Below are 25,743 nucleotides of genomic sequence, written 5' to 3'. Positions count from 1 at the left end.
CCAGTCCCGTTGGGCGACCTCACACCCGATCCGCCGCCGCCGCTCCCGGCGCCGACGATAAGGCCACTCGAGCCACCCGCCGCGTCACCGCCACCTCGACCACAACGGCCGGTGTCGCCACCGCCGCAACAGCAGGGACCCGCACCACAACCGGAGGGACCTGGGCCGCAGCCGCAGGAACCCGCGCCGCAAGCGCCGCCACCTCCGCCTCCACCGCCACCGCCACCGCGTCCGCCGGGAGGCCATGTTCAGCTCTCGCCGTGAGGTAGCAGGCAGCGCCTGAAACCCTGCACACGGCCACGGGCAGGGGCACACTTGTGGGCATGCAGCCAGAGCCACGTCGCACGCTGAACGGCCTCTCGGATATACGCGCGTTCTTTCACACGAACAGGGTGCCGCTGTACTTCATCTCGCCGACGCCTTTCAATCTGTTGGGCGTCGATCGGTGGATACGAAACTTCTTCTACCTGACCTACTTTGACTCTTTCGAGGGCACCCACTCGCGGGTGTTCCTGCCCCGGCGACGCGACCGCCGTGATTTCGACTCCATGGACGAGGTGTGCAGCCACCTGCTGTCCGATCCCGAGACACTCGAGTTCATCGCGGGCAGAGGTCCCGGTGGCAAGTGCTGCTTTGTGATGATGAATGAGGAAATCCAGACCCTCGCCCGGCAGGCGGGTCTCGAGGTCATGCATCCGCCGGTGCAGCTGCGCGAGCGCCTCGGTTCCAAGATCATCATGACGCGCCTGGCCAACGAGGCGGGGGTACCGAGCGTGCCCAACACGATCGGCCGGGCCGGCTCCTACGACGAATTGCTGGCGCTCGCACAGGACGCCGGATTGGGAGACGACCTCGTCATCTCGATCGCTTACGGCAACGCCGGCAGCGGGACGTTCTTCGTGCACGGTCAGGGCGACTGGGATCAGCACGCCGGTGACCTGGTCGGGCAGGAGCTCAAGGTCATGAAGCGCATCCGCAATGTCGAGGTGTGCCTCGAGGGTGCCGTGACCCGCCACGGCACCGTGATCGGCCCCGCGATGACGAGCCTCGTCGGTTATTCGGAGTTGACTCCGAGCAGGGGGAGTTGGTGCGGCAATGACATCTGGCGCGAGGTGCTGCCTCCCGCGCAGACGCACGCCGCACGAGAAATGGTGGGAAAGCTGGGCGATGTCATGAGCCGCGAGGGTTACCGGGGCTACTTCGAGGTGGATCTGCTCCATGACCTGGACTCCGACCAGCTCTACCTCGGCGAGGTGAATCCGCGCCTGAGTGGCGCCAGCCCCATGACGAACCTGACCGCCGAGGCATACGCCGACATGCCGCTGTTTCTCTTCCATCTGCTCGAGTACATGGACGTGGACTACGAGCTCGACATCGGGGAGATCAACGAACGCTGGGAGCGCGGCTACGGCGAGGACGAGGTCTGGGGCCAGGTGATCATCACCGAGACCTCGCCGGATCTCGAGATCTTCACCGCGACGCCACGCACCGGCGTCTGGCGCATCGACGACGAGGGTCGCGTCTCCTTTAACCGGTCCGCCAACGACTGGGCGACCTTGCTCGACGGGTCCGAGGCGTTTTACATGCGGGTCGCGGCGCCGGGAGACTTACGTTCCGAGGGCGCCCAACTCGGCGTGCTCGTCACCCGCTCGCACCTGCAGACCGACGACTATCGGCTCAGCGAGCGCTGCCAGCGCTGGGTCAGGGGCATGAAGGCGAAATTCGTCTCGACGCCCCTGTCGCCGGCCGCGCCGATCGTCTCCCGGCTCGTCGCACGAGCGTGAGCGGCCCGCCCGGCATCTCACTGGACAACTGGCTGTCGCCGCCCTACGCGCACTGGTCGTTCCAGCACATCGACGACTTCGTGCCGACGGCGGTGATCTCGCGCGGGACCGGGCCGGTCGCGGTGTTGCCCGAAGCCAGCGCCTCGATCGCCGAGATCCCGGTGACCGCCGGCGACGGCGCGCCCACCACCGTCGGCGCCGTGATGGCCGGCACCGCGACCGACGGATGGGCCGTCGCCCACCGCGGTGCGCTGGTCGCCGAGGAATACCTCGACGGCCTGGGCGCCGAGACCAAACACCTGCTGTTCTCGGTGAGTAAGTCGCTGGTGGCCGCCGTGGTCGGCGCGCTGCACGGGGCAGGTGTGATCGAGCCTGACGCGCGGGTCACGAAATACGTTCCCGCCCTGGCGAACTCGGGCTATGACGGTGCGACGGTGCGTCACTTGCTGGACATGCGCTCGGGTATCGCGTTCTCGGACGACTACCTTCACCCGACCGCGGAGATCCATGTCCTCGACCAGGCGATGGGATGGGCGCCCCCGAGCAGTCCGGACGCTCCCGCCACGTTGCGCGACTTTCTGCTGACCCTGCGGCAGAAGTCGGCGCACGGCGGCCCGTTCCAATACCGCTCGTGTGAGACCGACGTCCTCGGCTGGATCTGCGAGATCGCGAGCGGCCAACGGATGCCTGAACTGATGTCGGACCTGCTGTGGAGCCGCATCGGCGCGCACTGCGACGCGACCATCGGCGTGGACACGGAGGGAACCGGGCTGTTCGACGGCGGCATCAGCGCCTGTCTGACCGACATGATCCGGTTCGGGTCGCTGTTCTTGCACGACGGTGCCTCGTTGACCGGCGAGCAGGTGGTGCCGGCGGCGTGGATCGCCGACACCCTCGACGGCGGCCCGGACTCTCGAGCGGCGTTCGCCGCCAGCCCCGACGACACTCAAATGCCCGGCGGGATGTACCGCAACCAGGTGTGGTTTCCCTACCCGGGCAGCAACGTCGTGCTGTGCCAGGGCATGTGCGGTCAGATGATCTACGTCAACCGGGCCGCCGAGCTGGTCGCGGCGAAGCTATCCACCCAGCCGGACGCCGGGGATCCGCAGATGCTGTGGGACACGTTGCGCGCATTCGACGCGGTGGCCCACGAATTGGCACGCATCACAACCGAATAGCGTTCACTGATTCGGCTGGTAGGTCGTCGCCGGTCCGAAGCCCGGACCGGTCAGGCAGCTGGGGCCGAATTGTCGCGTGCAATCCAATACCTGGCCCGGGGGTGGCGGCGGCGTCGTCGTTGCGGGCTCCTGGAAAGTGAATTTGAGGCCAGTCGCGCCTCCGGCACCGGCACAGGAACCGTAGGCGGGAACGGTCGTTAGTGGATACTTTTGCCACGACGGATCGGTGGCGACCTCAACTTGCCAGCGCCCGTCAGTCACGGTCCCGCAGCCGGTGTCGTAACCACCCGGCGGCTTTGGGCCTATCGACACCCACATACCGACAACGCCTTTCTGGGCGGAGCCCGACACGGTGAGTTTCCCGTTCTTGAGCGGACCCAGCGTGATCCCGCTACCCGGCACCGTCGGCACACTGGTGGTCGTCACTGGTGGCGGCGGTGGTGTGTCGTGGCTGAGGTAATTGAAGGAGGATGGGAGGGCGTTGATGGCTGCCGCACAGACCGCGAAAAGTCCTGTTATTACTGCCGCCGTCAACAGTGGATTGCGCGCGTTGTCGCGATTGCGTCTACCGATTCCAAACATTGCCCTACCTCCCGACGCAGAGCTGGTCCCGATTGTTGTGCCTCAGAATTGTCATGCCAGATCATGCGCAACGGCACGAGTAGTTGACTACTCCATGTCTGGCGCCCACTGAGCACCGGTCTCTACGGGTCTGCGGGCGATCTCACCCGGATGCATTTCGCTCACGCTGCGGGGCCATCCCGGTGTCGACCGCGCCGATCGCTCGGGGAAGGTCTATATCTGGTCCAACTGGACCGCGAAATGCACAGTGAACCAGCCTCTTTCGGCTTGGCAAAAGTGAATTGCCCTTCCGCAGATCCGCGGGTGTCAGGGCAGGGCCTTACCTGCCATTGGGTGCGCTGACGTCATGAATAGTTTTGGGGTGTATGGTCGAGCAAAGTCGGAAAGCCCAGCTAGTCCGGGATGAGTCAGCTGTTACCGCTGACCGCGCTGAGCAACCGCTCCCGCCGGACACGCCGGTTACATCTCTAGTTGGGAACACCGTGAGCGCTTTAGCTACATTTCAGTCATCGACGGATCACGTTGTGAGCCAGGGATTTTCTGGCTCAATCAGCTTCGGCATCCTGAGTACCTTCCCACCGACACCGTGCGGGCTCGCGACGTTCAGCGCCGCGCTGGCGCGAGGGTTGATCGCCCACGGCGATCACGTCTGCGTTGTGCAAGTGTCTGATGGATCGCCTTCGTCGAGCGCCCGGGTCATCGGTGAGTTGGTCAACGGCTCAGCGGCATCCGTCGCAGCGTGTTCGGACTTGCTGAACCGGAGCGACATCGCGGTCATCCAGCATGACTACGAGATCTACGGTGGCATCGACGGGGACGAAGTGATCGGCATCATGGACGGGCTGCGGGTCCCGTCGATAGTGATCGCCCATACTGTCCTGAAAAACCCTTCGCGACACCAGCGTTCGGTTTTCGAGGCTGTTGCGGCGCGGGCGGACAAGCTAGTTGTCATGTCGGACGTGGCCAACGAACGGTTGTGCCGCGGCTTCGACATTGACCGCCGAAAAGTCTCTACCATCCCGCATGGGGCGACCGTTCCGACGGATTCCTGCGTGCGTGGGGGCCGCCCCACCTTGCTGACTTGGGGCCTGCTACGTCCGGGTATGGGCGTCGAGCGGGTGATCGAGGCGATGGGCTCGCTTAGTCGTCTGCCCGGCCGACCCCGATATGTGGTTGCGGGCCAAACGCACCCGAAGGTGCTGGCCGCCGAGGGCGAGGCGTACCGCGATGCTCTGTTGGAGCAAGCGCGTAGCAGCGGCGTCCTGGATTCGGTGCGCTTCGATTCCGGTTATCGCAATGTTGCGACGCTGACCGCGCTCGTCCAGTCCGCCGCGGTCGTCGTCGTGCCTTATGACTCGACCGATCAGGTCGTCTCGGGCGTTTTGGTCGACGCGGTCGCCTGCGGGCGGCCGGTTGTGGCCACCGCGTTCCCGCACGCCGTCGAGCTGCTCTCCAATGGCGCCGGAATCGTTGTGGCGCATGATGATCTGGATGCGTTGGTATCCGCCTTGACTCGCGTGCTGACAGAGCCGCGCCTCGCCGGTTCGATGGCGGCCGAGGCCCGCCGGTTGGCGTCCGAAATGTCTTGGCCGGTGATAGCGGGCGCGTACCAAGCGCTGGCGCGTCGCGTCCTGGCGCCGCGACAGGCACGGGTGTGACCGCGATGTCGCCAGCACCGATATTCGATCATCTGCTGCGGCTGACAGACCGGCGCGGCACCGTCGAACGTGCGCGGCTTGCCGAACCGGTTCCTGAGGATGGCTACCGTACAGACGACGCGGCGCGCATGCTGGTCGTCGCCACCCGAGACCACGGGCCCGACAGAACATTGAACGGTCTGGCCAGAGTGGCGTTGCAATTCCTGAGCGGTGCGCAGGCGCTTACCGGCGAATGCCGTAATCGGATGGACGGAACGGGCAGCTGGGTCGACGAGCCGGCCCTAGAAGACGCGTGGGGGCTGTGCATCTGGGGTTTCGGGACGCGGCCGCGCACAGCAATGTCGCCTGGGCCCGCGAGTCGGCAATCGTGCAGTTCGAGCGCGCGACGCAAGTGCGATCGGGGCGGCCGCGCGCGATGGCGTTCGCGGCACTGGGCGCTGCCGAATTGCTCGCCTTTGACCCAAAGCACCGCGCTGCCCGGGCGCTGCTCACCGACTATGCCGCCTCAGTACCTACTCCAAAGGACGACCCGACCTGGCCTTGGCCCGAGCCTCGATTGACGTACGCGAACGCCGTTCTGCCCGCGGCGATGATCGCTGCAGGTGCTGCGCTCACCGATGCGACGTTGTGTCAACGTGGCCTGGATCTGTTGGCAGCCTATCGAGGTCTCCACGCTTGCGGACGCTTGCGCACTAGCCGCCGCCGTCGACACGAATCCGGTCTGGGTCGCCGGCGTCAGGGCCGCGGCGGCCTGGTTTATGGGCGACAACGACGTGGGAGAGCCGATGTGGGACCCGGACACGGGCGCCGGGTACGACGGCCTTCGCGCGAATGGGGTGAACGGTAATCAGGGAGCGGAGTCGACCCTGGCCGTGATCTCGACGTTCCAGCATGCACAGCGCTTATCGATTGTGTAGCAATGACTTTGGTTCGGGAACGACCCGGCGACCGAAATAGGCGTAATGTCGCAGGTATTGGACTCGTTGCGAGCGGACATCCGCTCTGCCAATGTCCAACATTTCGAATTGGTCAATGACGCCACCGGGTCTCATTCCAAGCTACGACACAGGTGGCACAGCGAAATGACGGGACATGTCGGGCGCGGGGTAATTCCATCCATTCGTCAGTCGCGATATCTGCCGGCATTCTACTTGCGCACCAGGAGGTTTCAACCATGACAGTTACGGTGACGCTCCAAGGCGGAGCAACGGAAAAATATATGCGGTTCGGTGACGTGTACGTCAAACGTAGTGACGGCAGCCTCGATATCGTTCGCACGGGCGCCAAGCGGCCGCACAGTTACGCGCCCGGCGAGTGGTCAGAGGTGCAGGGCGACGAAAAGCCATCGAAGAGAAGTCACTTCTGGAGCTGATCCGCCGTTGTGCTCGTCAAACTCCACAATCGGTGAAAAGGTGGAGAGGATGACGTCACCGCCGACACCCTCGCGTCCTCGCGCAGCTGCCCGAATTCTGTTCGGCTAAATGTGGCGATCCACGAGCAGCTCCTCGCTGCCGTCGACGGCCGGCGCGGGGTAGAAGCGGCCGATCGTCTATGCGAGGCCTGTGTGGTTTTGTTTGATATCGATGCGGCAACGATCTCGCTGGTCTTCGACGGCGCGAGCAGGGGAACGCTGGGGTCCAGCGGCGCGCCGGCGCGCATGTATGACGAACTGCAGTTCACTCTGGGTGAGGGACCGTGTCTGGACTCTGTGGTCCATCGGATTCCGATTCTGGCCATCGACCTCGCCGATCCCAAGGAGATGCGGTGGCCCGTGTACGGGCCGGCCATGCTGGCCCACCAGATCAGGGGTGTCTACGCGATACCCATCGTCGTGGCCGGCGAATTCATCGGTGCGCTTGATCTCTTCTGCGCGTGCCCGGGGCCACTGCACTGAAGTGCTGAGCAAAGGACTCCGTCAAGCTCAGCCCGAAATCACAAACCGTATAGCTGCCGGTTCATCCAGGAAGATGCAGACACGCTACGGAGGGGATCCCCTGAAGATCGCCGCAGAACGCCTCCGGGAGGCTGGGGAGTCAACCGAGATACAGATTACCGCAGGACAACCAGAGAACTCGCGGGCTATCCGTCGATGACCGCCGTATCCGCCGGCGCATATCGTCGGGCGAATTCGTCGCCGGGAATCGGCCACTGCTCAGCCTCAACGCCGCGCACAATCCAGTCGTCCGCTGCCGCGGTCGTCGGCCCCTCCAGGGTGTGGATCGTCTCGCCCGGATTCGCCGGCCGGGCCTGAACGAATCCTTTGCTGTGCCAGGCGTCATTCGCCTACCTCCTGGTATGTGTTCTTGAAGATGTCATCACGCACCGACCACGTTTTGCCGTCCTCGTGGACGACCCAATCTCCGGCATCGGCGTGCATGGTGTGTCCCGAATCCGATTGCCACGTCCACGGTTCGCTGCGTTGGTCCGCGGTGACCGTCCCGACCCGAGTGAAGGTTTGCCACAACGGGCGTTACCGGCAGCCGAGTTGACGCAGACGCCACAGCGTGGCCGCGAGGCTGCCCACCGCGGCCACGAGCAGATCCGGATCGCTCTCGACCACCGACCAGGTAATACCGGCACCAGTCCTCGTGTTCGGCTTGTGCCATGATCATCGCCGACTTGTGGTCGAAGCCCATCAGGGAAAGCTGTTCCAGCGGTGCCGAATCGGACATCACGCGCCCCGATAGCTCGACCGGCTGGCTGCCCCGGGTGATCCACGCGTGCCCCGCGCCGGCCGGCGATCGGCGCGAGCGCGTCGCCTTGGCGATCGTCTCCCAGACGTCCATGTCCCCGACGAGTTCGTGCGCACCGACCTGGACTTGAGGGCCGTAGCGGAAGATCAGGCCGGTCGCGCCCGAGTCGATCCACGGCCGCAGGCGCCGGGGAGCGCATTTGTTGGCCGAGGTGTGTCTCGCGCGTGACCTCTGCGCGACAGGGGCAAAGGACGCTCATCACCATGGCGGTTCTGGTGCTGGTCTGCGCGCTCGCGACGACGACATGCGTCGGCTATTACGTCGGCCGGCGCGCGGGCTCGGCGCCGTCGACCTGGCGAAAGCGCACGAGCCGGGTCGCGATCGGCAGGTTGGCGATGAGCTTCGTCATGGTGGTGGCCGCGCGACGGATCCGGCGAACCTTGAGATCCATTGAGCCGCTTGAACTCTTGCGCGACGGCGTTGCGGTCGTATTGAGGCGCGCCAGCCTGGTGTGAGGCGGCCGGGGCCCCTGGTGGCAGACGCTGTCGCGAGAGTTGATTTGCTAGTCGCACGACTCGCCGGGAGCGAGGCGCACTGACCACTGCGGCTTGAGAGGACGAGAACTGGTATGACAGCACTGCAAGGCAAGGTCACGTTCGTGACCGGTGCCTCGTCGGGCCTCGGTGCCGAAACGGCCAAGTTGCTTTCCCGGCAGGGCGCAACGGTTTTCGGTATAGCCCGCGACACCGCGCGCCTGGCCGAGGTGTTCGCCGACGTGGAGCATGGTTCCTACGCATCGGTGGACGTCGGTTCGGCACCGGCCTGCAAAGACGCGGTCGAGCAGTGTGTCCAAGAGTTCGGCGGACTCGACGTCCTGGTCAACATCGCCGGCAAGCACCAGATGCGCCGGACGGAGTCGATGACCGACCACGACTGGACTCAGGATCTTGCGGTCAACCTGAACGGTCCGTTCTATCTGTGCCGGGCCGCGCTGCCTTCCCTGCTGGAGCGGGGCGGCAACATCGTCAACGTCGCCTCGATTGCCGGCGTCGAAGGGCAGGCCTACTCGGCGGGCTACTGCGCTGCCAAGCACGGGCTCATCGGGCTGACACGCGCACTGGCGGTGGAGTACACCGCGGATCGCTTGCGCGTCAACGCGGTTTGTCCCGGCGGCATGCTCACGCCGCAACTCGAACAGTTCACTGCGCCAGAGGATCCGAACTATGACCTGATCATGCGAACGGCCTCGCCGCGCGGCATGATGGCGCCCCTAGATGTCGCGAATGTGGTCGCGTTCCTGGCCAGCGACGCCGCGGCCGCCATCCACGGCGCCGTCTACCGGGTCGACAATGGCAAGGGGGCCGGCTAGTAAGCGGAATCCGGCTCGCGGCCAAGGAAACGACAATCGAACTCGCCGCACCCGACCATTTACATCCCGTCGTGGAATGCCACTCGGCGCCACGAACACTTCTGCTATGGGGACGACGCCCCGGGCCGGATCTATTGAGTCCGGTCGAAGATCCGGAAATGGTCGACACCTCATCGAGATGCTGCGGCCAAATCGAAGCCCCGGGGGCACCAAGATTGCTGAGCCGGAATCGCCGGCGGAAGAAATTAAGTTGTCGGCCTTTGTACAGGTATTGGTTAGGTATGCCCGGTAGCGTGCCCGCATGGCTTTCACAGTGACCTGGGCGGATGGCGCGGAAATCACCTACGGGGACGAACTCCATTTCGACACCGATGGCGCGGTGCTCAAGATCGGCCCTTCCACCGGCAAGTGGACGTGGTATTTCTCGTCCCACCAGTGGGCACGCATCGAGCAGGAGGATCTGAACACCTCGCTGCGACCCGAATTCCCTCCCGTCGTCGCTCCCGCGCACCCCTCGGCCTGAGCGCCAGACCTGTCCTGCCGCGCTGACCAGCGGCGAGGTCGCGCACTGGTAGGGTCCGCGAGGATGCCAGGCACACCTCGACCGCCCGACCATGTCAGCGGATAGCGACGACGCATCACCGTCCAGATCGGTCACGCGCTGCGCGCGGCCCGGGATTTCGGCATTTCTCACGCGGGCCGCTACGCAGACGCGAACGGCCCCTTCTGCGGCGTGCGACGTGCGGTTGCGGTATCTCTGTATCCACCGCCGAGAACGGAGACAGCATGAGCCCGGGCGCGCAGACGAAAACCATCACGACGCAGGTTCCGGCGCGACTGGACCGGCTGCCGTGGTCGCGATTTCACTGGCGTGTCGTGGTGGGGCTCGGCGGGGTGTGGGTCCTCGATGGGCTCGAGGTCACGATGGTGGGCAACGTGTCGGCGCGGCTCACCGAGAAGGGCAGCGGCATCGAGCTCGACCCGGCGCAGATCGGCTACGCGGCGGCGATCTACATCACCGGGGCATGCCTGGGCGCGTTGGTCTTCGGCCACCTGACCGACCGGTTTGGGCGGCGCAATCTGTTCATCGCGACGTTGGCGGTCTACCTGGTCGCCACCGTCGCCACCGCATTCGCCTTTGCGCCTTGGTATTTCTTCGTCGCGCGCTTTTTCACCGGCGCCGGCATAGGCGGTGAATACGCGGCGATCAACTCCGCGATCGACGAGTTGATTCCGGCGCGGGTTCGCGGCCGCGTCGACCTGATCATCAACGGCACCTACTGGCTGGGTTCGGCGGCCGGCGCCGCCGGCGCGCTGGTCCTGCTGGACACGTCGAACTTCCCGGCGAACATCGGCTGGCGGCTCGCCTTCGGCATCGGAGCCATCTTCGGCATCTTCGTCCTGCTGGTCCGGCGCAACGTTCCGGAAAGCCCGCGCTGGCTGTTCATTCACGGACGCGACGAGGAAGCCGAGCGGATCGTCGGCGAGATCGAACAAGACGTGCAGCGAGAAACCGGGCAGCCGCTGCCCGAGCCGCACGGCGAGCCGCTGAAAATTCGTCAGCGCCAGGCAATTCCGTTTGTGGAGATCGCCCGGGTGGCGTTCAAGCTCTATCCCAAACGTGCGGTCCTCGGCCTCGCGCTGTTCATCGGTCAGGCCTTCCTGTACAACGGCGTGACGTTCAACCTGGGCACGCTGTTGAGCGGCTTCTACGGCATTCCCTCCGGAAAAGTGCCGGTGTTCTTCATCTTGTGGGCGATGAGCAATTTCCTCGGTCCGTTGATTCTCGGGCGGCTGTTCGACACCATCGGCCGCAAACCGATGATCACCGCGACCTACATCGGCTCCGCGGTCATCGCGGTTGTTCTCGGGGTGGTGTTCGTGAACCACACCGGCGGTGTGTGGACGTTCATCGCCGTGCTCGCGTCAGCGTTCTTCCTGGCCTCGGCGGGTGCCAGCGCGGCCTACCTTACCGTCAGCGAAATCTTTCCGATGGAGACCCGGGCGCTGGCGATCGCGTTCTTCTACGCGGTGGGTACCGCGATCGGCGGCATCACCGGCCCCGTGCTGTTCGGTGAGCTGATCAATTCGGGCGATCGGGGTCAGGTGCTGTGGTCGTTCCTGATCGGAGCGATCGTGATGGCGGTCGCGGGCCTGGTCGAGCTATGGCTCGGCATCGCGGCCGAGCAGCGCGCGCTGGAAGACCTGGCTTTGCCGTTGACAGTGGCCGACGCCGAGAACGACTCGCCCGCTTAGGTTATCGTCGGCGATGTGGCGCTCCCACGCGGCGACGTCGAGCCGTACTACGACCTCGGCTCCTACCACCGGGCCGTCGATACCACATCGGCTCAGGCGCAGCGGTGGTTCGACCGCGGCATGGTGTGGGCGTATGCGTTCAACCACGAAGAGGCGGTGCGGTGCTTCGAGCAGGCACTCGGCCTGGACCCCGACCTTGCCATCGCGCGATGGGGCATCGCCTACTCAGTGGGGCCCAACTACAACAAAGCGTGGGACGCGTTCGACCCGGTCGAGCTGGCCGCATCGCTGACCCGGGCGCGAGACGAGCTGCGGTTGGCGACCGGCGGGCGCGCGACGGCCGTTGAGCGCGGACTGATCGACGCGCTGAGCGCTCGCTTTCCGCCGGATGACGTGACCGACACCGCGGCGCTGGCCGACGGCAACGCCTCGTACGCGGCAGCGATGACGGACCTGGCGACGGCCTATCCGAACGACATGGACGTTGCGGCCCTGACCGCGGATGCGCTGGTCAATCTGACCGCGTGGACACTGTGGGACACCCACACCGGCGAGCCGGCCCCGGGTTCCCGAGTGGTCGAGGCCAAACAGATTCTTCAGACCGCCCTCACGACTCCCGGCGGCCGGGCCCACCCCGGCATCCTGCATCTCTACTTGCACACGATGGAGCTGTCCGCCCACCCCGAGCAGGCGCTGCCGGCGGCCGATCTGCTGCGCGGGATGGTGCCCGACGCCGGCCACCTCGAACACATGCCCACCCATATCGATGTGCTGTGCGGCGACTACCGCAACGCGGTGGTGTCGAACCAGATTGCGGTGCGGGCGGACCGCCGGTTTCTCGAACGCGAAGGCGCGCTGAACTTTTACTCGGCCTACCGGGCACACGACTTGCACTTCGTCGTGTACGCCGCGATGTTCTCCGGTCAATTCCGCGTCGCGCTGGAGGCCGCCGATGAACTCGCCCAGCAACTCACTCCAGAACTGCTGTCCATCGAATCACCACCGATGGCCGACTGGCTGGAGGCCTTCGTTCCGCTTCGGGTGCACGTCTTCGTCCGCTTCGGTCGGTGGGAAGACCTGATAGCCGAGTCATTGCCGAGCGATCAGGATTTGTACTGCACCACGGTGGCGACCATCCACTACGGCCGCGGCGTGGCCTACGCTGCCAAAGGCCAACTGGCGCAGGCGGATGCGGAGCGAGCAGCCTTCATCGCCGCGTATGCCCGCATTCCCGCGTCTCGGTATCTGTTCAACAACACCAGTCGTGACATACTTGCGGTGGCCGGCGCGATGCTCGACGGCGAGATCGCTTACCGGCAAGGACAATTCGATCTGGCTTTCCGGCATCTTCGCCGCGCTGTCGAACTCGACGACGCCCTGCCCTACGACGAACCCTGGGGCTGGATGCAACCGACCCGCCACGCCTATGGTGCCTTGCTGCTGGAACAGGGTCGGGTGGCCGAGGCGGCCGCCGTCTACGCCGCCGATCTCGGCCTCGATCCGACGGTGCGCAGATGTTGCCAACATCCCAACAACGTGTGGAGCCTGCATGGCTATCACGAGTGTCTGCGGCGGCTCGGCCGAACCGCGGAGGCGGCGATCATCGAGCAGCAATTGACGCTGGCGGGCGCGCACGCCGACGTCGCGATCACCGCCTCGTGCGCCTGCCGCATGGGGGCCGGCTCCGCCTAAGTATTGTGTACTATACCTAGCATGACCGAGAAATTTCCGGCCCGGCTGGCGGCGCATCCCACCGTGCGCAAGGTGCGATCCCGCCGGCCGCAGAAACCCGGTGTGCTCGATGCGGATTGGCTGCGCCAGATATGCCTGGACGCGGGCGTCGACGACGTGGCGTTCGCCAGCGTCGACAACCCCGACCTGGCCTCGGAGGTCGAGCACGTCGAGGCCGCGCTGCCGGGCACCAAGAGCTACATCTCGCTGGTGGTCAAGATGAACCGCGACAACATCCGCTCGACGGCGCGCAGCGTCGCCAACCAGGAGTTTCACCGCAGCGGCGAGTTGCTCAACGAGGCGGCCTACCGCATCGTGCGACGGCTGCAGGACGCCGGCCATCGGGTGCTGAATCCGTCGGCGACCTTTCCGATGGAGATGGACAATTACCCGGGCCGGATCTGGGTGGTGGCGCACAAACCCGTCGCCGTGGTGGCCGGTCTCGGCGTCATGGGTATCCACCGCAACGTGATTCACCCCAAGTTCGGCAACTTCATCCTGCTGGGCACCATCCTGGTGGACACGCCGATCAGCAGCTACGGCGAACCGCTGGACTACAGCCCGTGCCTGGAATGCAAGCTCTGCGTCGCGGCCTGCCCGGTCGGCGCGATCGGCAAGGATGGCAGCTTCGACTGGCTGGCGTGTTCGACGCACAACTACCGCGAGTTCATGGGCGGCTTCACGGATTGGGTGCAGACCGTTGCCGATAGTACGGACGCGGCCGATTTTCGTTCGCGGGTAACCGATTCGGAGAACGCGTCGATGTGGCAGAGCCTGTCGTTCAAGCCCAACTACAAGGCGGCCTACTGCCTGGCCGTGTGCCCGGCCGGCGAGGACGTGATCGAGCCTTACCTGGACAACCGCAAGAGCTTCATGGACCTGGTGCTCAAACCGTTGCAGGACAAGAAGGAAACCCTGTATGTGCTACCGAATTCCAAGGCCAAGGAATTTGCGGAGCGACGCTATCCGCACAAGACGGTGAAAGTGGTCGACGGCGGGCGTTAGCCTTCTGTCCCGTAGGCGCGGGCGATGTCGGGGGAGTCCAGCCAGCCGGAATAGGTAGGCCGCGACGGCCAGCCCGCGGGTGAATCGAGCCATTCTTCCTGGCGGCCCCACGGCAATAGGTCGATCAGCGCGAACGAGTGGCTGAGTTGCTCGGTGCCGCGCCCATTCGTGTGCCAGGTGCGATACACCGTGTCGCCGTCGCGCAGAAACACGTTGACCGCGAAGCCTCCGCCGGGAGGCGCGTCCATGTCCGCTCCGAATGGGGTCTGCGACGACGAATACCACTGCATCCGATTGCCGACCCTCTCCCGGTAGGCGAGTGCCTCCTCGATCGGGCCATTGGTGATGATGACGAAACGGGCGTCGTAGTTGTCGAGGAATTCGAGTCGGGTGAACTGCGACGTGAAACCCGTGCACCCGCCGCACTGCCACTGCGCGCCGTCCGACCACATGTGGTGGTAGGTGATGAGCTGCGATCGACCACCGAACACGTCGACCAGGCGGACGGGTCCGTCGGCGCCGACCAGGGTGTAGTCGGGCAGCTTGACCATCGGCAGGCGGCGCCGCTGTGCGGCGATCGCATCCAGTTCGCGGGTGGCGGCCTTTTCGCGCTTGCGCAGTTCGTCGAGCTCGGCGCGCCAGGTGTCGGCATCGACGACCGGCGGTAGCGCCGTGTTGTTCGGGGACATGGAAATCCACCCTCCTTCTGTCGAAGCTCTCGATTCTTCCGACTCAAAGGTCTGACTGGCGGGCCGGCCGGAATTCATCGGCGAATGCCGACAGTCGCAAAAGGCGCAGCTCACAGCTGAGAACTCGCTTTGAATTTGGTTTACGCCGCGCGCGCGGGGGTACCTATGTGCAAACTTTAGATGTCAAGTGGGGGGACCCTGGGTCCGGAAAGGCGACGCAATTATGACTCAGGGATTGATCCCGAACGTCGACGAAGCACAGGCACGTTACGACTTGTCCGACGATTTTTTCCGTCTGTTCCTTGATCGGACCCAGACCTACAGCTGCGCCTATTTCGAGCACGATGACATGACGCTGGAAGAGGCGCAAATCGCCAAGATCGATTTGGCGCTGGCCGAGCTGGATCTGCGGCCCGGCATGACGCTGCTCGACATCGCCTGCGGCTGGGGCACCACGATGCGCCGGGCCATCGAGAAGTACGACGTCAATGTCGTCGGGCTGACAAAGTCCAGCGATCAGGCCGCCCACGTGCAGAAAATGTTCGACGAGCTGGACACCGAACGCAGCAAGTGGGTGCTGCTGCAGGGCTGGGAGGAGTTCACCGAGCCGGTCGACCGGATCGTGTCGATAGGCGCGTTCGAGCAGGGTCGCCACGACCGCTACGACGACTTCTTCGAAATGGCCTACACCGTCCTGCCCGACGATGGCGTCATGTTCTTGCACACGATCACCGGTCCGCCCTCGCTCGACCCGGTCGAGCGGCAGGCGGAAGGGATGGGTTTCACCCTGACCCTGCGCGAGCCGCTGCAGCCGCATTACGTCAAGACGCTCGACCTGTGGGCCGCCGCGCTCGAGGCGCGTAAGGACGAGGCCATCGAAATGCAGTCCGAAGAGGTCTACGAGCGATATCTGAACTACCTGACCGGCCGGGCCAACGCGTTCCGCACCGGCCAAATCGGGGTCAGCCAGGTGACTCTCGAAAAGAACTGATCGCTCACGCGAATTCGCAGACAACGACACGTCAGCGAGACGATAACGATTCGTACATCGCTCTGGCATGGTGCGCGGGCCGATGGGAGGGTGGTGCCCGTGAGTGTTCATGTCAACGATCTAGCGCATGGCTCGCGAACGCAATGGATGGACAGACCACCACAACGGTGTGCACGTGGTCACTGGCTTCTGCCGGGACACATGATCGTGGCCACCATTCCGTGTTCCTGTGGCCGGCATATCTGCTGGGAATGTGAGTGCGGTGCGGCCACCTATGGGCCCGAGCTGGCCGAGTCGTGCAGCCTCGCCAACGGTCGTGGATCCGCGGAGATCGCGTCGGGCCCGATGAAAAGCCTTACCTGAAACGGGTTTAACTTCCCTTTTGTCAGGACCGCGTCACGACCGCGGAGTTACGGTTGGGCGCCCACGCCCGTTCGAAGGTGGCGATGGGGATCTGTTCGTCGCGGCCGGTGTCGATGCCGCTGTCGTTGAGATGCACCACACCGGCTTTGGTGTCGATGCCGGTGACGACCACAAAGTGGTTCGCGACGTCGCGGTTGCCGGGACGGTTCCAGACGGTCTCGGCGTTGACGAGGGCGATCACCTTGCGCTTGTCGGCCAGATTCTGTTGCAGGGCAGCGATGTTGGTCTGGATATTGTCGGCCCTGACCCAGTAGTGCCAGAGCAGCGGCGGTAGGTCTCTGATGTCGGTGTTGCCCGGCGGAGTCCATATTGGCTTGGAACCCGTTGCTCCCGGCGTGTTTTCGGCTACGGAAGTGACCTGGCGCTCGGTGGGGAGGTGACCGGTGAGTTCCCCGACGACATCGGCGACCGCGATCTCGCCGCAGTCCGAAGCGTGCTGGCGGCGCCAAAATGGGGCGGCGGCCGCCGGGTCGCCGTACATGGCCACCTCGTGGTCGGCGTCCGGCGCGGGAGGACCCGGGGTGGCGTGGGCCGCGGCCGCCCAGGTGATCGATGACGCGGTTGCGCATATTAGGGCGGTGACGTGCACGGCCGCGGCGACCGTGGTCGTCGGGGTGCGGGCCATGGGGATCCTTTTCTCGAGCCGCGGTGGCGGCGCGCAACGGTATTGAGAAAAGGGTTACTGGTCGCCCTCTTTCGGAGCATTAAATCCGAACCCGGCCAAGATCGTGGACGAACGCGCCGAAATGATGCCGGCCTGAGACCGCACTGCCCGACCAGTACCGACCGGTGTCCGGCTCTTTTCATCAACGTGACTTTTTCGCCGCCGGCGCCGCTGCCGGCCGGGCCCGCCGCCCGTCGGATGCGTGACGTCGACGTCACGACCGGCTAAGCCGGTGCTCGGCCGGCGTCGCTTCACTGGCGACGACGAATACCGCGTTGCGGCAGGGCCTTGTGGCTAGTGCTGCTTTGCTACGCTCGCGCCATGCATGCGGCAGCCCGTTCTCTGGAGCACCCCGCCGTCGTGCGCTGTTGTCGCTGACTCTGCTGTCCGTGCGCGGTCCGGTCTCGAGTTGGCGAATTCCTCGGATGCCCTAGTGCCCTTCCGCAGCAACGGGATCGACGCACCCAAGTCCCGCACTGGAAGGCCGGCTCATGCTCGACGACATCGGTATCGCATCACGGTGGCGTCCGCTCGCCGCGCTGCTGTCGGCCGTCGGTTTGGTGTCGGCATGTGCGGGCGGCGCCAGCGATGCCGTGGGCGGCAGTGCACTGAACAATGTCAATACCAAGATCACCCTGGTCGCGTATTCCGTTCCCGAACCCGGTTGGAGCGCGGTGATTCCGGCATTCAACGAGACCCGAGAAGGCAAAGGCGTGCAGGTGATCACGTCCTACGCCGCGTCGGCCGACCAGTCGCGCGGGGTCGTCGAGGGCAAACCGGCCGACGTCGTGAACTTCTCGGTCGAGCCCGACATCACCCGCTTGGTGAAAGCGGGAAAGGTCTCCACGGATTGGGACCGCCAAGCTGGCCACGGCAACCCATTCGGGTCGGTCGTGACATTGGTTGTGCGCAAGGGTAATCCGAAGAACATCAGGGACTGGGACGACCTACTGCGGCCCGGTGTCGAGGTGATCACGCCCAGCCCACTGAGTTCGGGTTCGGCCAAGTGGAATCTGTTGGCACCGTACGCGGCCAAGAGTCGTGGCGGCGCGGACCCCCAGGCGGGTATCGACTTCATCAGCAAGTTGGTGCACGAACACGTCAAGCTGCGCCCCGGTTCCGGGCGGATCGCCACCGCCGTCTTTTCCGAAGGCAGCGGAGACGTCTTGATCAGCTACGAGAACGAAGCCATTGCCGCCGAGCGGCAAGGTAAACCCGTCGAACACATCATCCCGTCGCAGACCTTCAAGATCGAGAACCCGGTAGCAGTGGTGAGCACCAGCGCGCACCTCGATGTCGCCACCGCCTTCAAGAACTTTCAGTACACCGCCGTGGCCCAGAAGCTATGGGCGCAGGCCGGATTCCGCGCCATCGATCCGGCCGTCGCCAGCACGTTCCGGGGTCAGTATCCGGTCCCGGTGAAACTGTGGACGATCGATGACCTCGGCGGCTGGGGCAGCGCCGACTCGCAACTCTTCGACAAGAACACCGGCAGCATCACCAAGGTCTACGTGCAGGCCACCGGATGACGACCGCGATAGTTCCCAACCCGGAGGCCATCCGCCCCGAGTTGGCCCAACCCGGGAGTCAACTTCCGGAGCCGCCCGAAGGGCTGCGGCCCACGAGCCGGCCCGGTCTCACGTCTTTACGGGTCGGGGTGACGACGCTGTGGCTCTCGGTGATCGTGCTGTTGCCGTTGGCGGCGATTGCGTGGCAGGCCGCCGGCGGCGGCTGGCAGGCCTGCCGGCTGGCGGTCACCTCGCATGCCGCGGTGCAGTCGTTCCAGGTGACGTTCGGAATCTCCGTCGTGGTGACGACTCTCGACGTGATATTCGGGCTGGCCACAGCGTGGGTGTTGGTGCGCGACAACTTCTTCGGCAAGGGCCTGATCGACGCGGTGATCGATCTGCCGTTCGCGCTGCCGACGATCGTGACCAGCCTGGTGATGCTGGCGTTGTACGGCAAGAACAGCCCGGTGCATATTCATCTGCAGCACACACCCCCCGGCGTGGGGATGGCGCTGGCCTTCGTGACCCTGCCGCTGGTGGTGCGTGCCGTCCAGCCGGTGCTGCTCGAGATCGATCGCGACGTCGAGGAGGCGGCGGCATCGCTGGGGGCCAGCGGTCCAAAGGTATTCACCACGATCGTGCTGCCCTCGCTGGCGCCCTCGTTGCTGACCGGTGCCGGATTGGCCTTCTCCCGTTGTATCGCCGAGTTCGGTTCGGTGGTGACCATCGGTGGCGCGGTTCCGGGCAAGACCGAGGTCTCGTCGCAGTGGATACGCTCCCTGATCGAGAACGACGACCGCACCGGGGCGGCCGCGATATCCATTGTGCTGCTCTCGATCTCGTTTACCGTGCTGGTGCTGTTACGGATCCTGGGCGGGCGCACCGCCAAACGGGAGGAAAAGGCCGCGTGACGTCGTCATTGTGGGCCCGTTACCTCACCCGATCCGTGACGCTGGCGTATATCGGCGTGATGCTGATCGTGCCGGTGTCGATCATTCTGTGGCGGACGTTCAAGCCCGGGTTCGGCCAGTTCTACGCGTGGATCACCACGCCGGCGGCGATCTCGGCGCTGCATCTGTCGCTGTTGGTGGTCGTCATTGTGGTCCCGCTGAACGTGGTCTTCGGCGTTCTCACGTCATTGTTGCTCGCGCGCAGCCGGTTCCGAGGTAGGGCCGCGCTGCAGGCGATCGTCGACCTGCCCTTTGCGGTCTCGCCCATCATCGTCGGTGTCGCGCTGATCCTGCTGTGGGGGTCGGCCGGTGCGCTGGGCTTCGTGGAGAACGATTTCGGAATCAAGGTCATCTTCGGCTTGCCCGGCCTCATCCTGGTGAGCATCTTCGTCACGTTGCCGTTCGTCGTGCGTGAGGTCCAACCGGTGCTACAGGAGGTGGGCACCGAACAGGAACAGGCGGCGGCAACCCTGGGTTCGGGCCCATGGCAGACGTTTTGGCGGATCACCCTGCCGACCATCCGGTGGGGCCTGATCTATGGCACGGTGCTGACCACCGCGCGCACCCTCGGCGAATTCGGCGGAGTGATCATGGTGTCGTCGAACCTGCCGGGGGAGTCGCAAACACTGACGCTGCTGGTGAACGATCGTTACGCCCGCGGCGCCGAGTACGGCGCGTATGCGCTGTCCACGCTGCTCATGGGGGTGGCGGTGGTGTTTCTCGTCGTCAAAACGACCCTGCTGGTGCGCCGGAAGCGGGCCAACGCCGCGGCCTGACGTAAACAGGTTGTCTCACTTCCGCAATGCTTGAAGCGCGCCGTTGACGCGCGCGTAACAAGTTCGGAATCGAAGGTTCCTACTGTGGGGCGGTCCACCTTCCCGCAGGGGAAGGTCGTTGACCCCCCTCAGCGATAGGAACTCCATTGAGCGGAAACGCAGTGCGCCTGCAGGCGATCAACAACGTCGAGGCATATGTCCCCCCGGCCGTCAGTTTCGTCGCCGGTGAGACACCCGGCGAGGTCTTCGGCTCCAATGTCTTCACCAAGGCCGAAATGCAGGCACGGCTGCCCAAGTCGGTATACAAGTCCGTGGTGGCGACCATCGAGAAGGGCGCCAAACTCGACCCGGCAGTCGCCGACACGGTCGCGGTGGCCATGAAGGACTGGGCGCTGGAGAAGGGCGCCACCCACTACGCCCACGTCTTCTATCCGATGACCGGCCTGACCGCCGAGAAGCACGACAGCTTCTTAGAACCCGTCTCCGATGGGCAGACGCTCGCCGAGTTCGCGGGTAAAACTCTGATCCAGGGCGAACCCGACGCTTCGAGTTTCCCCTCCGGCGGGTTGCGCAGCACCTTCGAGGCCCGGGGTTACACCGGCTGGGACGTGACCAGTCCCGCGTATGTCCTGGAGAACCCGAACGGCAACACGCTATGCATCCCCACGGTCTTCGTTTCGATGACCGGCGAGGCGTTGGACTACAAGACGCCGCTGCTGCGCAGCCAGCAGGCGATGGGTATCCACGCCGAGCGGATCCTGACACTGTTCGGGCACAAGGACCTCAACAAGGTGGTGTCGTTCTGCGGCCCCGAGCAGGAGTACTTCCTGGTCGACCGGCACTTCTTCCTGGCGCGGCCGGACCTGCTCAACGCCGGTCGCACGGTGTTCGGCGCCAAGCCGCCCAAGGGTCAGGAGTTCGACGACCACTACTTCGGCGCGGTTCCCGAGCGTGTCCTGGGATTCATGATGGACACCGAGCGAGAGCTGTTCAAACTCGGCATCCCGGCCAAGACCCGGCACAACGAGGTCGCCCCCGGTCAGTTCGAGATCGCGCCGATGTTCGAGCGGGCCAACATCGCCTCCGACCACCAGCAGCTGCTGATGACGGTCTTCAAGACGATCGCCAAGAAGCACGGCATGGAATGCCTGTTCCACGAGAAGCCGTTCGCCGGCGTCAACGGATCGGGCAAGCACGTCAACTTCTCGATGGGCAACTCCGAGCTGGGCTCCCTGCTGGTTCCGGGCGACACCCCGCACGAGAACGCGCAATTCCTGGTGTTCTGCGCGGCGGTGATTCGCGCCGTGCACAAGTTCGCCGGGCTGCTTCGGGTGTCGGTCGCGTCGGCCACCAACGATCACCGGCTGGGCGCCAATGAGGCACCGCCCGCGATCATCTCGATCTTCCTGGGTGAGCAGCTGGCCGACGTGTTCGACCAGATCGCCAAGGGCGCGGCCACCTCGTCGAAGGGCAAGGGCACCATGATCATTGGTGTCGACACCCTGCCCCACCTGCCGACCGATGCCGGTGACCGCAACCGGACCAGCCCGTTCGCCTTCACCGGGAACCGGTTCGAGTTCCGGGCACCCGGCTCCGGCCAGACGGTTGCCGTGCCCCTGATCGTGCTCAACACGATCATGGCGGACTCGCTGGACTACATGGCCGGAGTGCTGGAGCAGGCCGTCGCCGACGGTGAGGACTTCGATCAGGCGGTGCAGAAGCTGCTCACCGAGGTCATTACCGAGCACGGGGCGGTGGTCTTCAACGGAGACGGCTACTCGGAGAACTGGCAGATCGAAGCGGCCGAGCGCGGCCTGCCGAATCTGAAGACCACCCTGGACGCCATCCCGGAGCTGATCAAACCGGACGCGATCGAACTCTTCGCGAAATACGGGGTGTTCAACGAACGCGAGCTGCACAGCCGCTACGAGGTCCGGCTGGAGCAGTACGCGTTGACGATCGCCGTCGAGGCGAAGCTCGCGCTGGAGATCGGGACGACGGTCATCCTGCCCGCCGCAACCCGCTACCAAACCGAACTCGCGCAGAACGTCGCGACACTGAAGAAGGCCGGTGTGCAGCCCAGCACGGCGGCGTTGGAAGCGGTTTCGGCCCCGCTGGCCGATCTGTCTGCGGCACTGGCGAGTTTGAAGGCGGCCCTGTCGGACCACTCGGCGGAGTCGGCACTCGACGAGGCCACGCATGCCCAGGAGGCGCTGCTGCCGGCGATGGAAGCGGTGCGCACCGCCGCCGACACGCTGGAAGGCGTTGTAGCCGACGACTTGTGGCCGCTGCCCACCTACCAGGAGATGCTCTACATCCTCTGAGGCCGTCGTCGGGCGTGGGGGTCGACCGCGCTCGCGGAGCTTGATAATCCGTGGCCCCCACGCCCGCCGACCCCGTATGCCCGTGATGGCGCCCCGCTGCACATGCCGCACCTGACGCGTTAAGTTCTGAAGGGACGGAAGTCACCCGGTCAGGGGAGAGCATGGGGCCATTCGACGACGGCCAGCGTCGCGCCGCCGAACTCGAGGCGTACCACGCGCTCTGGAACTTGTGGCGCTCCTCGCGGCGAACCAGCGCCGAGAACTGGGAGTCGGCGTGCCGGATGCTGGAGCGCTACTACACCGTCAGCAAGGCCCGCGAGAACGCCGAAGCCTGCGAAATGCGAATCCGCTACTTGGAGATCGCTGAACCCTTGCCCCGGCTGGCGGACTTCGTGCAACCGCCGGCGTACGACCGATTGTCCGATGCCGAACGGTTGCTGGGGCAGGCCCGCTACCAATACCAGCTGGCCCGCCGCCGGCACCCGGTGCGCGAACAGCAGCGGCTCAAAGAGCTCGAGACCACCAGGGCGCTCTACGCGGCGGTGCAGGCCGCCGAGGCGAGGGCCAGGGCCGCCGAGCTAGCGCGCCAGCGCGAATGGCAGCGCAGCTGCTGGCCCAAAGGCGTTGTCCTGGAAAGCGAAATCTACAACCTCGACGGCGTGGCCGTTCAGGTGGAACGGCAGAACGCGAAAATCGAATCTCATGTGGCCGCGCTGACCGATCTGCTTCGGGCAGGATTGCGGCAGCTGCCGGACGCGTCGGCGTCGGGTCCGGCCGAACTGGCCGACCACGTCGAATCCGTCCTGACGGCAATGCCATTGCCGAGCGGCATCACCCCCAAGCTCGCCGTCGACTATGCGCCGGCGCTGCATCAATTGGTGGTCGAATACGAACTGCCCACCGCCGATGTCGTCCCAACTGCCAAGGCATACCGCTACGTCAAGAGCCGTCAAACGGTTGTCGAGACGCCGCGTCCCGCGGGGCAGGTGAAAGCGTTGTACGCCGGCACCATCGCCCAACTCGCGCTGCTGTGCCTGGCGACCCTGTTCGCACTCGACGGCGAACGCCGGTTTGAGGTGGTGATCTTCAGCGGTGTCGTCGAGACGACGGATCCGGCTACCGGTGAACGGATTCGGCCGTGCTTGATCAGCGCGCGGGTCGACGCGGACTCCTTTGCGGGGATCGACCTCAATGACGTCGATCCGTCCGTCTGCCTCAGAAGGCTTTCGGCGCTGGTGTCGCCGAACCCGACGGAGTTCGTCCCGGTGCCGCCGGTGCGGTGATCAGCCGTAGGCGTCCCACCAGGTGTGCAGGTCCTCGACGGTGGCGGGGTCGCCCGCGACGTCGCTGAGCATGAGTTTTTCCTCGTTGGTCCAGATCACGTTCGGGTGGCCGTTGTAGGTGCCGCACGCGATCAATCCGGCCATCTCGTTGGGGGTTTGGTCGTAGTGCCAGCTCACCGGGGAGGCGCCCTCCCCGGGGCAGTTCACCAGGCTGACGTTCGCGATGTCGTCGGTGAAGGACTTCTTGAGCCGGTCCGGAGTCGGGAACAGGCCGTAAGTGGCCTTGCTGGGGCCGCCGGGCTGAGTGTTCTGACCGCAGGACACCATCGCGACCGCGTTGGTCCAGATGCTCCCGGATTCGGGCGTGGCCGGCGTGCACGTGCCGGCCAGATAGCCCGGCGGCAGCAGGCTGATCAGCCGCGCCTGGTCATTGCTGGGGGCCTGGCTGGTGGGCGCCGGGGTTTTCCCGGCACTCGGCTTGGGCGGTTGCTGGGCAGCGGGTTTCATCGTCAGCCAGATGCCGATTCCGGCAATGGCGACGACGACCGCGACGCCGGCCGCAGCCAGGATCGGCCAGCGGCTGCGGTTGCGTGGTTGGCCCGCTCCGGTGGCACCGGGCTCGGCGGTGGGCAGCGAGCCGCTGCCCGATGCCGATGTCAGCGGCGGCGGTGGGCCGTCCGGCTGGGTTTCCGGTCCCGTCGACGCCAGCGGGTTGTATCGCGTGTCCGAGGAGGTCGACGCCTCGGGCTGGGTGTCCTGTGCCTTGGCCGAGGTTTCGCTGCGCCGCAGGATCGTTGCGGCGCGATCGCGCTCGGGCCGGGACAGCGCGTCGTGTGCGGCCTCCGCCAGATCACCGGCGCTGGCATAGCGCTCGATCGGCTTCTTGGCCATGCCGCCGGCGATCACGGCATCGAATGCCTGGTCCACCCCGAAGCCTTGGGTGCTGGGCAGCGGGATGGGCTCCATCATGTGCGAGGTGACCAGCACGCCCGTGCTGTCGGCCGGATAGGGCGGCGCCCCGGTCAAGCATTCGAACAGCACACAGGCCAGCGCGTAGACGTCGGCGCGCGGCGTCACCTCATCACTCGAAAACCGTTCGGGCGCCATGTATTTCCAGGTCCCCACCGCGGTGCCCATCTGGGTGAGCTTCTCGTCGGTTTTCGCGCTGGCGATGCCGAAGTCGACCAGGTAGGCGAAGTCGTTCCGGGTGATCAGGATGTTCTGCGGCTTGACGTCACGGTGCGTGACCCCCGCGGCGTGCGCGGCATCGAGTGCCGCGGCGACCTGAAGGATGATGGCCACCGCGCGAGCGGGAGCCAACGCTCCGTCCTGCTCGAGCAGGCTGCCCAGGTCGATGCCCTCGATCAGGCGCATCTCCAAATACAGTTGCCCGTCGATTTCGCCGTAGTCGTGGATGGGAACCACGTGGGGCTCCAGCAGTCGGCCGGTGATGCGGGCCTCGCGCTCCATCCGCTTGCGAAACACCGGATCTTGGCTGTACGCATGCGACATCAGCTTGAGGGCCACCGTCCACTCCTTGACGGTGTGCTCGGCTTCGTAGACCTCGCCCATGCCGCCGCGGCCCAGCAGCCGTTTGAGGTAGTAGGGACCGAACATCGTCCCTAACCGCGAGCCCTGCGCGCCGGTCATGGCTGACTCCTATTCACGGTCTGGCAACCATGACGGTAAGCCCCGACCAATATCGTCGCTCGAAAACTACAACATCGCGGTGGTGCATGCGTGATCGTGCTACCGCCAGGGGCTCCGGTGTTTCGGCGCCGGCCATCGAAATTCGCGGTGACCGGGCGCCGGCCGATGCGAACGGCCGGTGAATTCCGGGCAACGCGAACCCGCTTCGTTCGCCGATCGGTCGCGCCGC

At 65.3% G+C, this 25,743-nt stretch carries 20 protein-coding genes and 1 pseudogene; 18 read left to right on the top strand and 3 right to left on the bottom strand.

Annotated elements, in window-relative coordinates; all coding sequences use genetic code 11:
• The first annotated feature begins 323 nt into the window (after nt 1-323).
• From G6N55_RS04120 to G6N55_RS04065, 12 genes and pseudogenes are all read left to right on the top strand, one after another.
• A complete protein-coding gene (locus G6N55_RS04120) occupies nt 324-1,784 on the top strand; it encodes a biotin carboxylase (protein WP_085225091.1) in 1,461 nt (486 codons plus the stop codon).
• Nucleotides 1,781-2,962: a serine hydrolase domain-containing protein gene (locus G6N55_RS04115; RefSeq protein ID WP_085225093.1), complete on the top strand. Its 1,182-nt coding sequence runs from the start codon at nt 1,781-1,783 to the stop codon at nt 2,960-2,962. Before G6N55_RS04120 ends, G6N55_RS04115 begins: the two co-directional genes overlap by 4 nt.
• Before the next feature lie 947 nt (nt 2,963-3,909).
• Nucleotides 3,910-5,202, top strand: a complete 1,293-nt coding sequence (locus G6N55_RS04110) for a glycosyltransferase (protein WP_085225097.1) — start codon at nt 3,910-3,912, stop codon at nt 5,200-5,202.
• Between the two features lie 1,174 nt (nt 5,203-6,376).
• On the top strand, nt 6,377-6,574 hold the full coding sequence (locus tag G6N55_RS04105; RefSeq protein WP_085225099.1) for a hypothetical protein: 198 nt from the start codon (nt 6,377-6,379) through the stop codon (nt 6,572-6,574).
• 111 nt (nt 6,575-6,685) lie between these two features.
• Nucleotides 6,686-7,090, top strand: a pseudogene (locus tag G6N55_RS04100) (GAF domain-containing protein); the annotation flags it as partial.
• Nucleotides 7,091-7,806: 716 nt separating this feature from the next.
• Nucleotides 7,807-8,025, top strand: coding sequence for a hypothetical protein (locus G6N55_RS04095; protein WP_085225103.1), 219 nt, complete (start codon nt 7,807-7,809; stop codon nt 8,023-8,025).
• 133 nt (nt 8,026-8,158) lie between these two features.
• Entirely contained in the window at nt 8,159-8,410 is a 252-nt protein-coding gene (locus G6N55_RS04090) for a hypothetical protein (protein WP_085225340.1), read from the top strand.
• A 113-nt stretch (nt 8,411-8,523) separates the two neighbouring features.
• Nucleotides 8,524-9,264, top strand: a complete 741-nt coding sequence (locus G6N55_RS04085) for an SDR family NAD(P)-dependent oxidoreductase (RefSeq protein WP_085225105.1) — start codon at nt 8,524-8,526, stop codon at nt 9,262-9,264.
• A gap of 301 nt (nt 9,265-9,565) precedes the next feature.
• Nucleotides 9,566-9,787 carry a hypothetical protein gene (locus G6N55_RS04080; RefSeq protein WP_085225107.1) on the top strand — a complete coding sequence of 74 codons (222 nt, stop codon included), beginning with the start codon at nt 9,566-9,568 and terminating at the stop codon, nt 9,785-9,787.
• Nucleotides 9,788-10,050: 263 nt separating this feature from the next.
• Complete coding sequence (locus G6N55_RS04075) at nt 10,051-11,520, top strand: MFS transporter (protein ID WP_085225109.1); 1,470 nt, start codon at nt 10,051-10,053, stop codon at nt 11,518-11,520.
• A 15-nt stretch (nt 11,521-11,535) separates the two neighbouring features.
• Nucleotides 11,536-13,212 carry a tetratricopeptide repeat protein gene (locus G6N55_RS04070; protein ID WP_085225111.1) on the top strand — a complete coding sequence of 559 codons (1,677 nt, stop codon included), beginning with the start codon at nt 11,536-11,538 and terminating at the stop codon, nt 13,210-13,212.
• A gap of 21 nt (nt 13,213-13,233) precedes the next feature.
• Nucleotides 13,234-14,256, top strand: coding sequence for an epoxyqueuosine reductase (locus G6N55_RS04065; RefSeq protein WP_085225113.1), 1,023 nt, complete (start codon nt 13,234-13,236; stop codon nt 14,254-14,256).
• On the opposite strand, the gene G6N55_RS04060 is transcribed toward G6N55_RS04065, so the two are convergent.
• Complete coding sequence (locus G6N55_RS04060; protein ID WP_085225115.1) at nt 14,253-14,945, bottom strand: DUF899 domain-containing protein; 693 nt, start codon at nt 14,943-14,945, stop codon at nt 14,253-14,255. The two genes, G6N55_RS04065 and G6N55_RS04060, sit on opposite strands and share 4 nt — an antisense overlap.
• 223 nt (nt 14,946-15,168) lie before the next feature.
• Between G6N55_RS04060 and G6N55_RS04055 the strand changes: the two genes are divergently transcribed.
• Nucleotides 15,169-15,936 carry a class I SAM-dependent methyltransferase gene (locus G6N55_RS04055; RefSeq protein WP_085225117.1) on the top strand — a complete coding sequence of 256 codons (768 nt, stop codon included), beginning with the start codon at nt 15,169-15,171 and terminating at the stop codon, nt 15,934-15,936.
• A gap of 385 nt (nt 15,937-16,321) precedes the next feature.
• On the opposite strand, the gene G6N55_RS04050 is transcribed toward G6N55_RS04055, so the two are convergent.
• Nucleotides 16,322-16,984 carry a cysteine peptidase family C39 domain-containing protein gene (locus G6N55_RS04050; protein ID WP_085225119.1) on the bottom strand — a complete coding sequence of 221 codons (663 nt, stop codon included), beginning with the start codon at nt 16,982-16,984 and terminating at the stop codon, nt 16,322-16,324.
• 530 nt (nt 16,985-17,514) lie between these two features.
• On the opposite strand from G6N55_RS04050, the gene G6N55_RS04045 reads away from it, so the two are divergent.
• From G6N55_RS04045 to G6N55_RS04025, 5 genes are all read left to right on the top strand, one after another.
• Nucleotides 17,515-18,552: a sulfate ABC transporter substrate-binding protein gene (locus tag G6N55_RS04045; RefSeq protein ID WP_085225121.1), complete on the top strand. Its 1,038-nt coding sequence runs from the start codon at nt 17,515-17,517 to the stop codon at nt 18,550-18,552.
• Complete coding sequence (locus G6N55_RS04040) at nt 18,549-19,442, top strand: ABC transporter permease (RefSeq protein ID WP_085225123.1); 894 nt, start codon at nt 18,549-18,551, stop codon at nt 19,440-19,442. The genes G6N55_RS04045 and G6N55_RS04040 overlap by 4 nt, the downstream gene beginning before the upstream one ends.
• Complete coding sequence (cysW, locus tag G6N55_RS04035; protein WP_085225125.1) at nt 19,439-20,257, top strand: sulfate ABC transporter permease subunit CysW; 819 nt, start codon at nt 19,439-19,441, stop codon at nt 20,255-20,257. Before G6N55_RS04040 ends, cysW begins: the two co-directional genes overlap by 4 nt.
• A gap of 146 nt (nt 20,258-20,403) precedes the next feature.
• Nucleotides 20,404-22,581: a glutamine synthetase III family protein gene (locus tag G6N55_RS04030; protein ID WP_085225126.1), complete on the top strand. Its 2,178-nt coding sequence runs from the start codon at nt 20,404-20,406 to the stop codon at nt 22,579-22,581.
• Nucleotides 22,582-22,742: 161 nt separating this feature from the next.
• Nucleotides 22,743-23,864 carry a hypothetical protein gene (locus G6N55_RS04025; RefSeq protein ID WP_085225128.1) on the top strand — a complete coding sequence of 374 codons (1,122 nt, stop codon included), beginning with the start codon at nt 22,743-22,745 and terminating at the stop codon, nt 23,862-23,864.
• On the opposite strand, the gene G6N55_RS04020 is transcribed toward G6N55_RS04025, so the two are convergent.
• Nucleotides 23,865-25,514: a serine/threonine-protein kinase gene (locus tag G6N55_RS04020; protein WP_085225130.1), complete on the bottom strand. Its 1,650-nt coding sequence runs from the start codon at nt 25,512-25,514 to the stop codon at nt 23,865-23,867.
• Nucleotides 25,515-25,743 lie beyond the last annotated feature (229 nt).

This window comes from Mycobacterium florentinum (assembly GCF_010730355.1).
In the GTDB taxonomy this organism is placed as follows: Bacteria; Actinomycetota; Actinomycetes; order Mycobacteriales; family Mycobacteriaceae; genus Mycobacterium; species Mycobacterium florentinum.
Note: the sequence above shows the minus strand (reverse complement) of the source record. Positions and strands in the feature narration are given on the sequence as shown.

Bases quoted from the DNA above. Each gene is read 5' to 3' on its own strand.
- G6N55_RS04120 (WP_085225091.1), top strand. From the start codon at position 324: ATGCAGCCAGAGCCACGTCGCACGCTGAACGGCCTCTCGGATATACGC.
- G6N55_RS04110 (WP_085225097.1), top strand. From the start codon at position 3,910: ATGGTCGAGCAAAGTCGGAAAGCCCAGCTAGTCCGGGATGAGTCAGCT.
- G6N55_RS04105 (WP_085225099.1), top strand. From the start codon at position 6,377: ATGACAGTTACGGTGACGCTCCAAGGCGGAGCAACGGAAAAATATATG.
- G6N55_RS04095 (WP_085225103.1), top strand. From the start codon at position 7,807: ATGATCATCGCCGACTTGTGGTCGAAGCCCATCAGGGAAAGCTGTTCC.
- G6N55_RS04090 (WP_085225340.1), top strand. From the start codon at position 8,159: ATGGCGGTTCTGGTGCTGGTCTGCGCGCTCGCGACGACGACATGCGTC.
- G6N55_RS04085 (WP_085225105.1), top strand. From the start codon at position 8,524: ATGACAGCACTGCAAGGCAAGGTCACGTTCGTGACCGGTGCCTCGTCG.
- G6N55_RS04080 (WP_085225107.1), top strand. From the start codon at position 9,566: ATGGCTTTCACAGTGACCTGGGCGGATGGCGCGGAAATCACCTACGGG.
- G6N55_RS04075 (WP_085225109.1), top strand. From the start codon at position 10,051: ATGAGCCCGGGCGCGCAGACGAAAACCATCACGACGCAGGTTCCGGCG.
- G6N55_RS04065 (WP_085225113.1), top strand. From the start codon at position 13,234: ATGACCGAGAAATTTCCGGCCCGGCTGGCGGCGCATCCCACCGTGCGC.
- G6N55_RS04060 (WP_085225115.1), bottom strand. From the start codon at position 14,945: ATGTCCCCGAACAACACGGCGCTACCGCCGGTCGTCGATGCCGACACC.
- G6N55_RS04055 (WP_085225117.1), top strand. From the start codon at position 15,169: ATGACTCAGGGATTGATCCCGAACGTCGACGAAGCACAGGCACGTTAC.
- G6N55_RS04050 (WP_085225119.1), bottom strand. From the start codon at position 16,984: ATGGCCCGCACCCCGACGACCACGGTCGCCGCGGCCGTGCACGTCACC.
- G6N55_RS04045 (WP_085225121.1), top strand. From the start codon at position 17,515: ATGCTCGACGACATCGGTATCGCATCACGGTGGCGTCCGCTCGCCGCG.
- G6N55_RS04040 (WP_085225123.1), top strand. From the start codon at position 18,549: ATGACGACCGCGATAGTTCCCAACCCGGAGGCCATCCGCCCCGAGTTG.
- G6N55_RS04025 (WP_085225128.1), top strand. From the start codon at position 22,743: ATGGGGCCATTCGACGACGGCCAGCGTCGCGCCGCCGAACTCGAGGCG.
- G6N55_RS04020 (WP_085225130.1), bottom strand. From the start codon at position 25,514: ATGACCGGCGCGCAGGGCTCGCGGTTAGGGACGATGTTCGGTCCCTAC.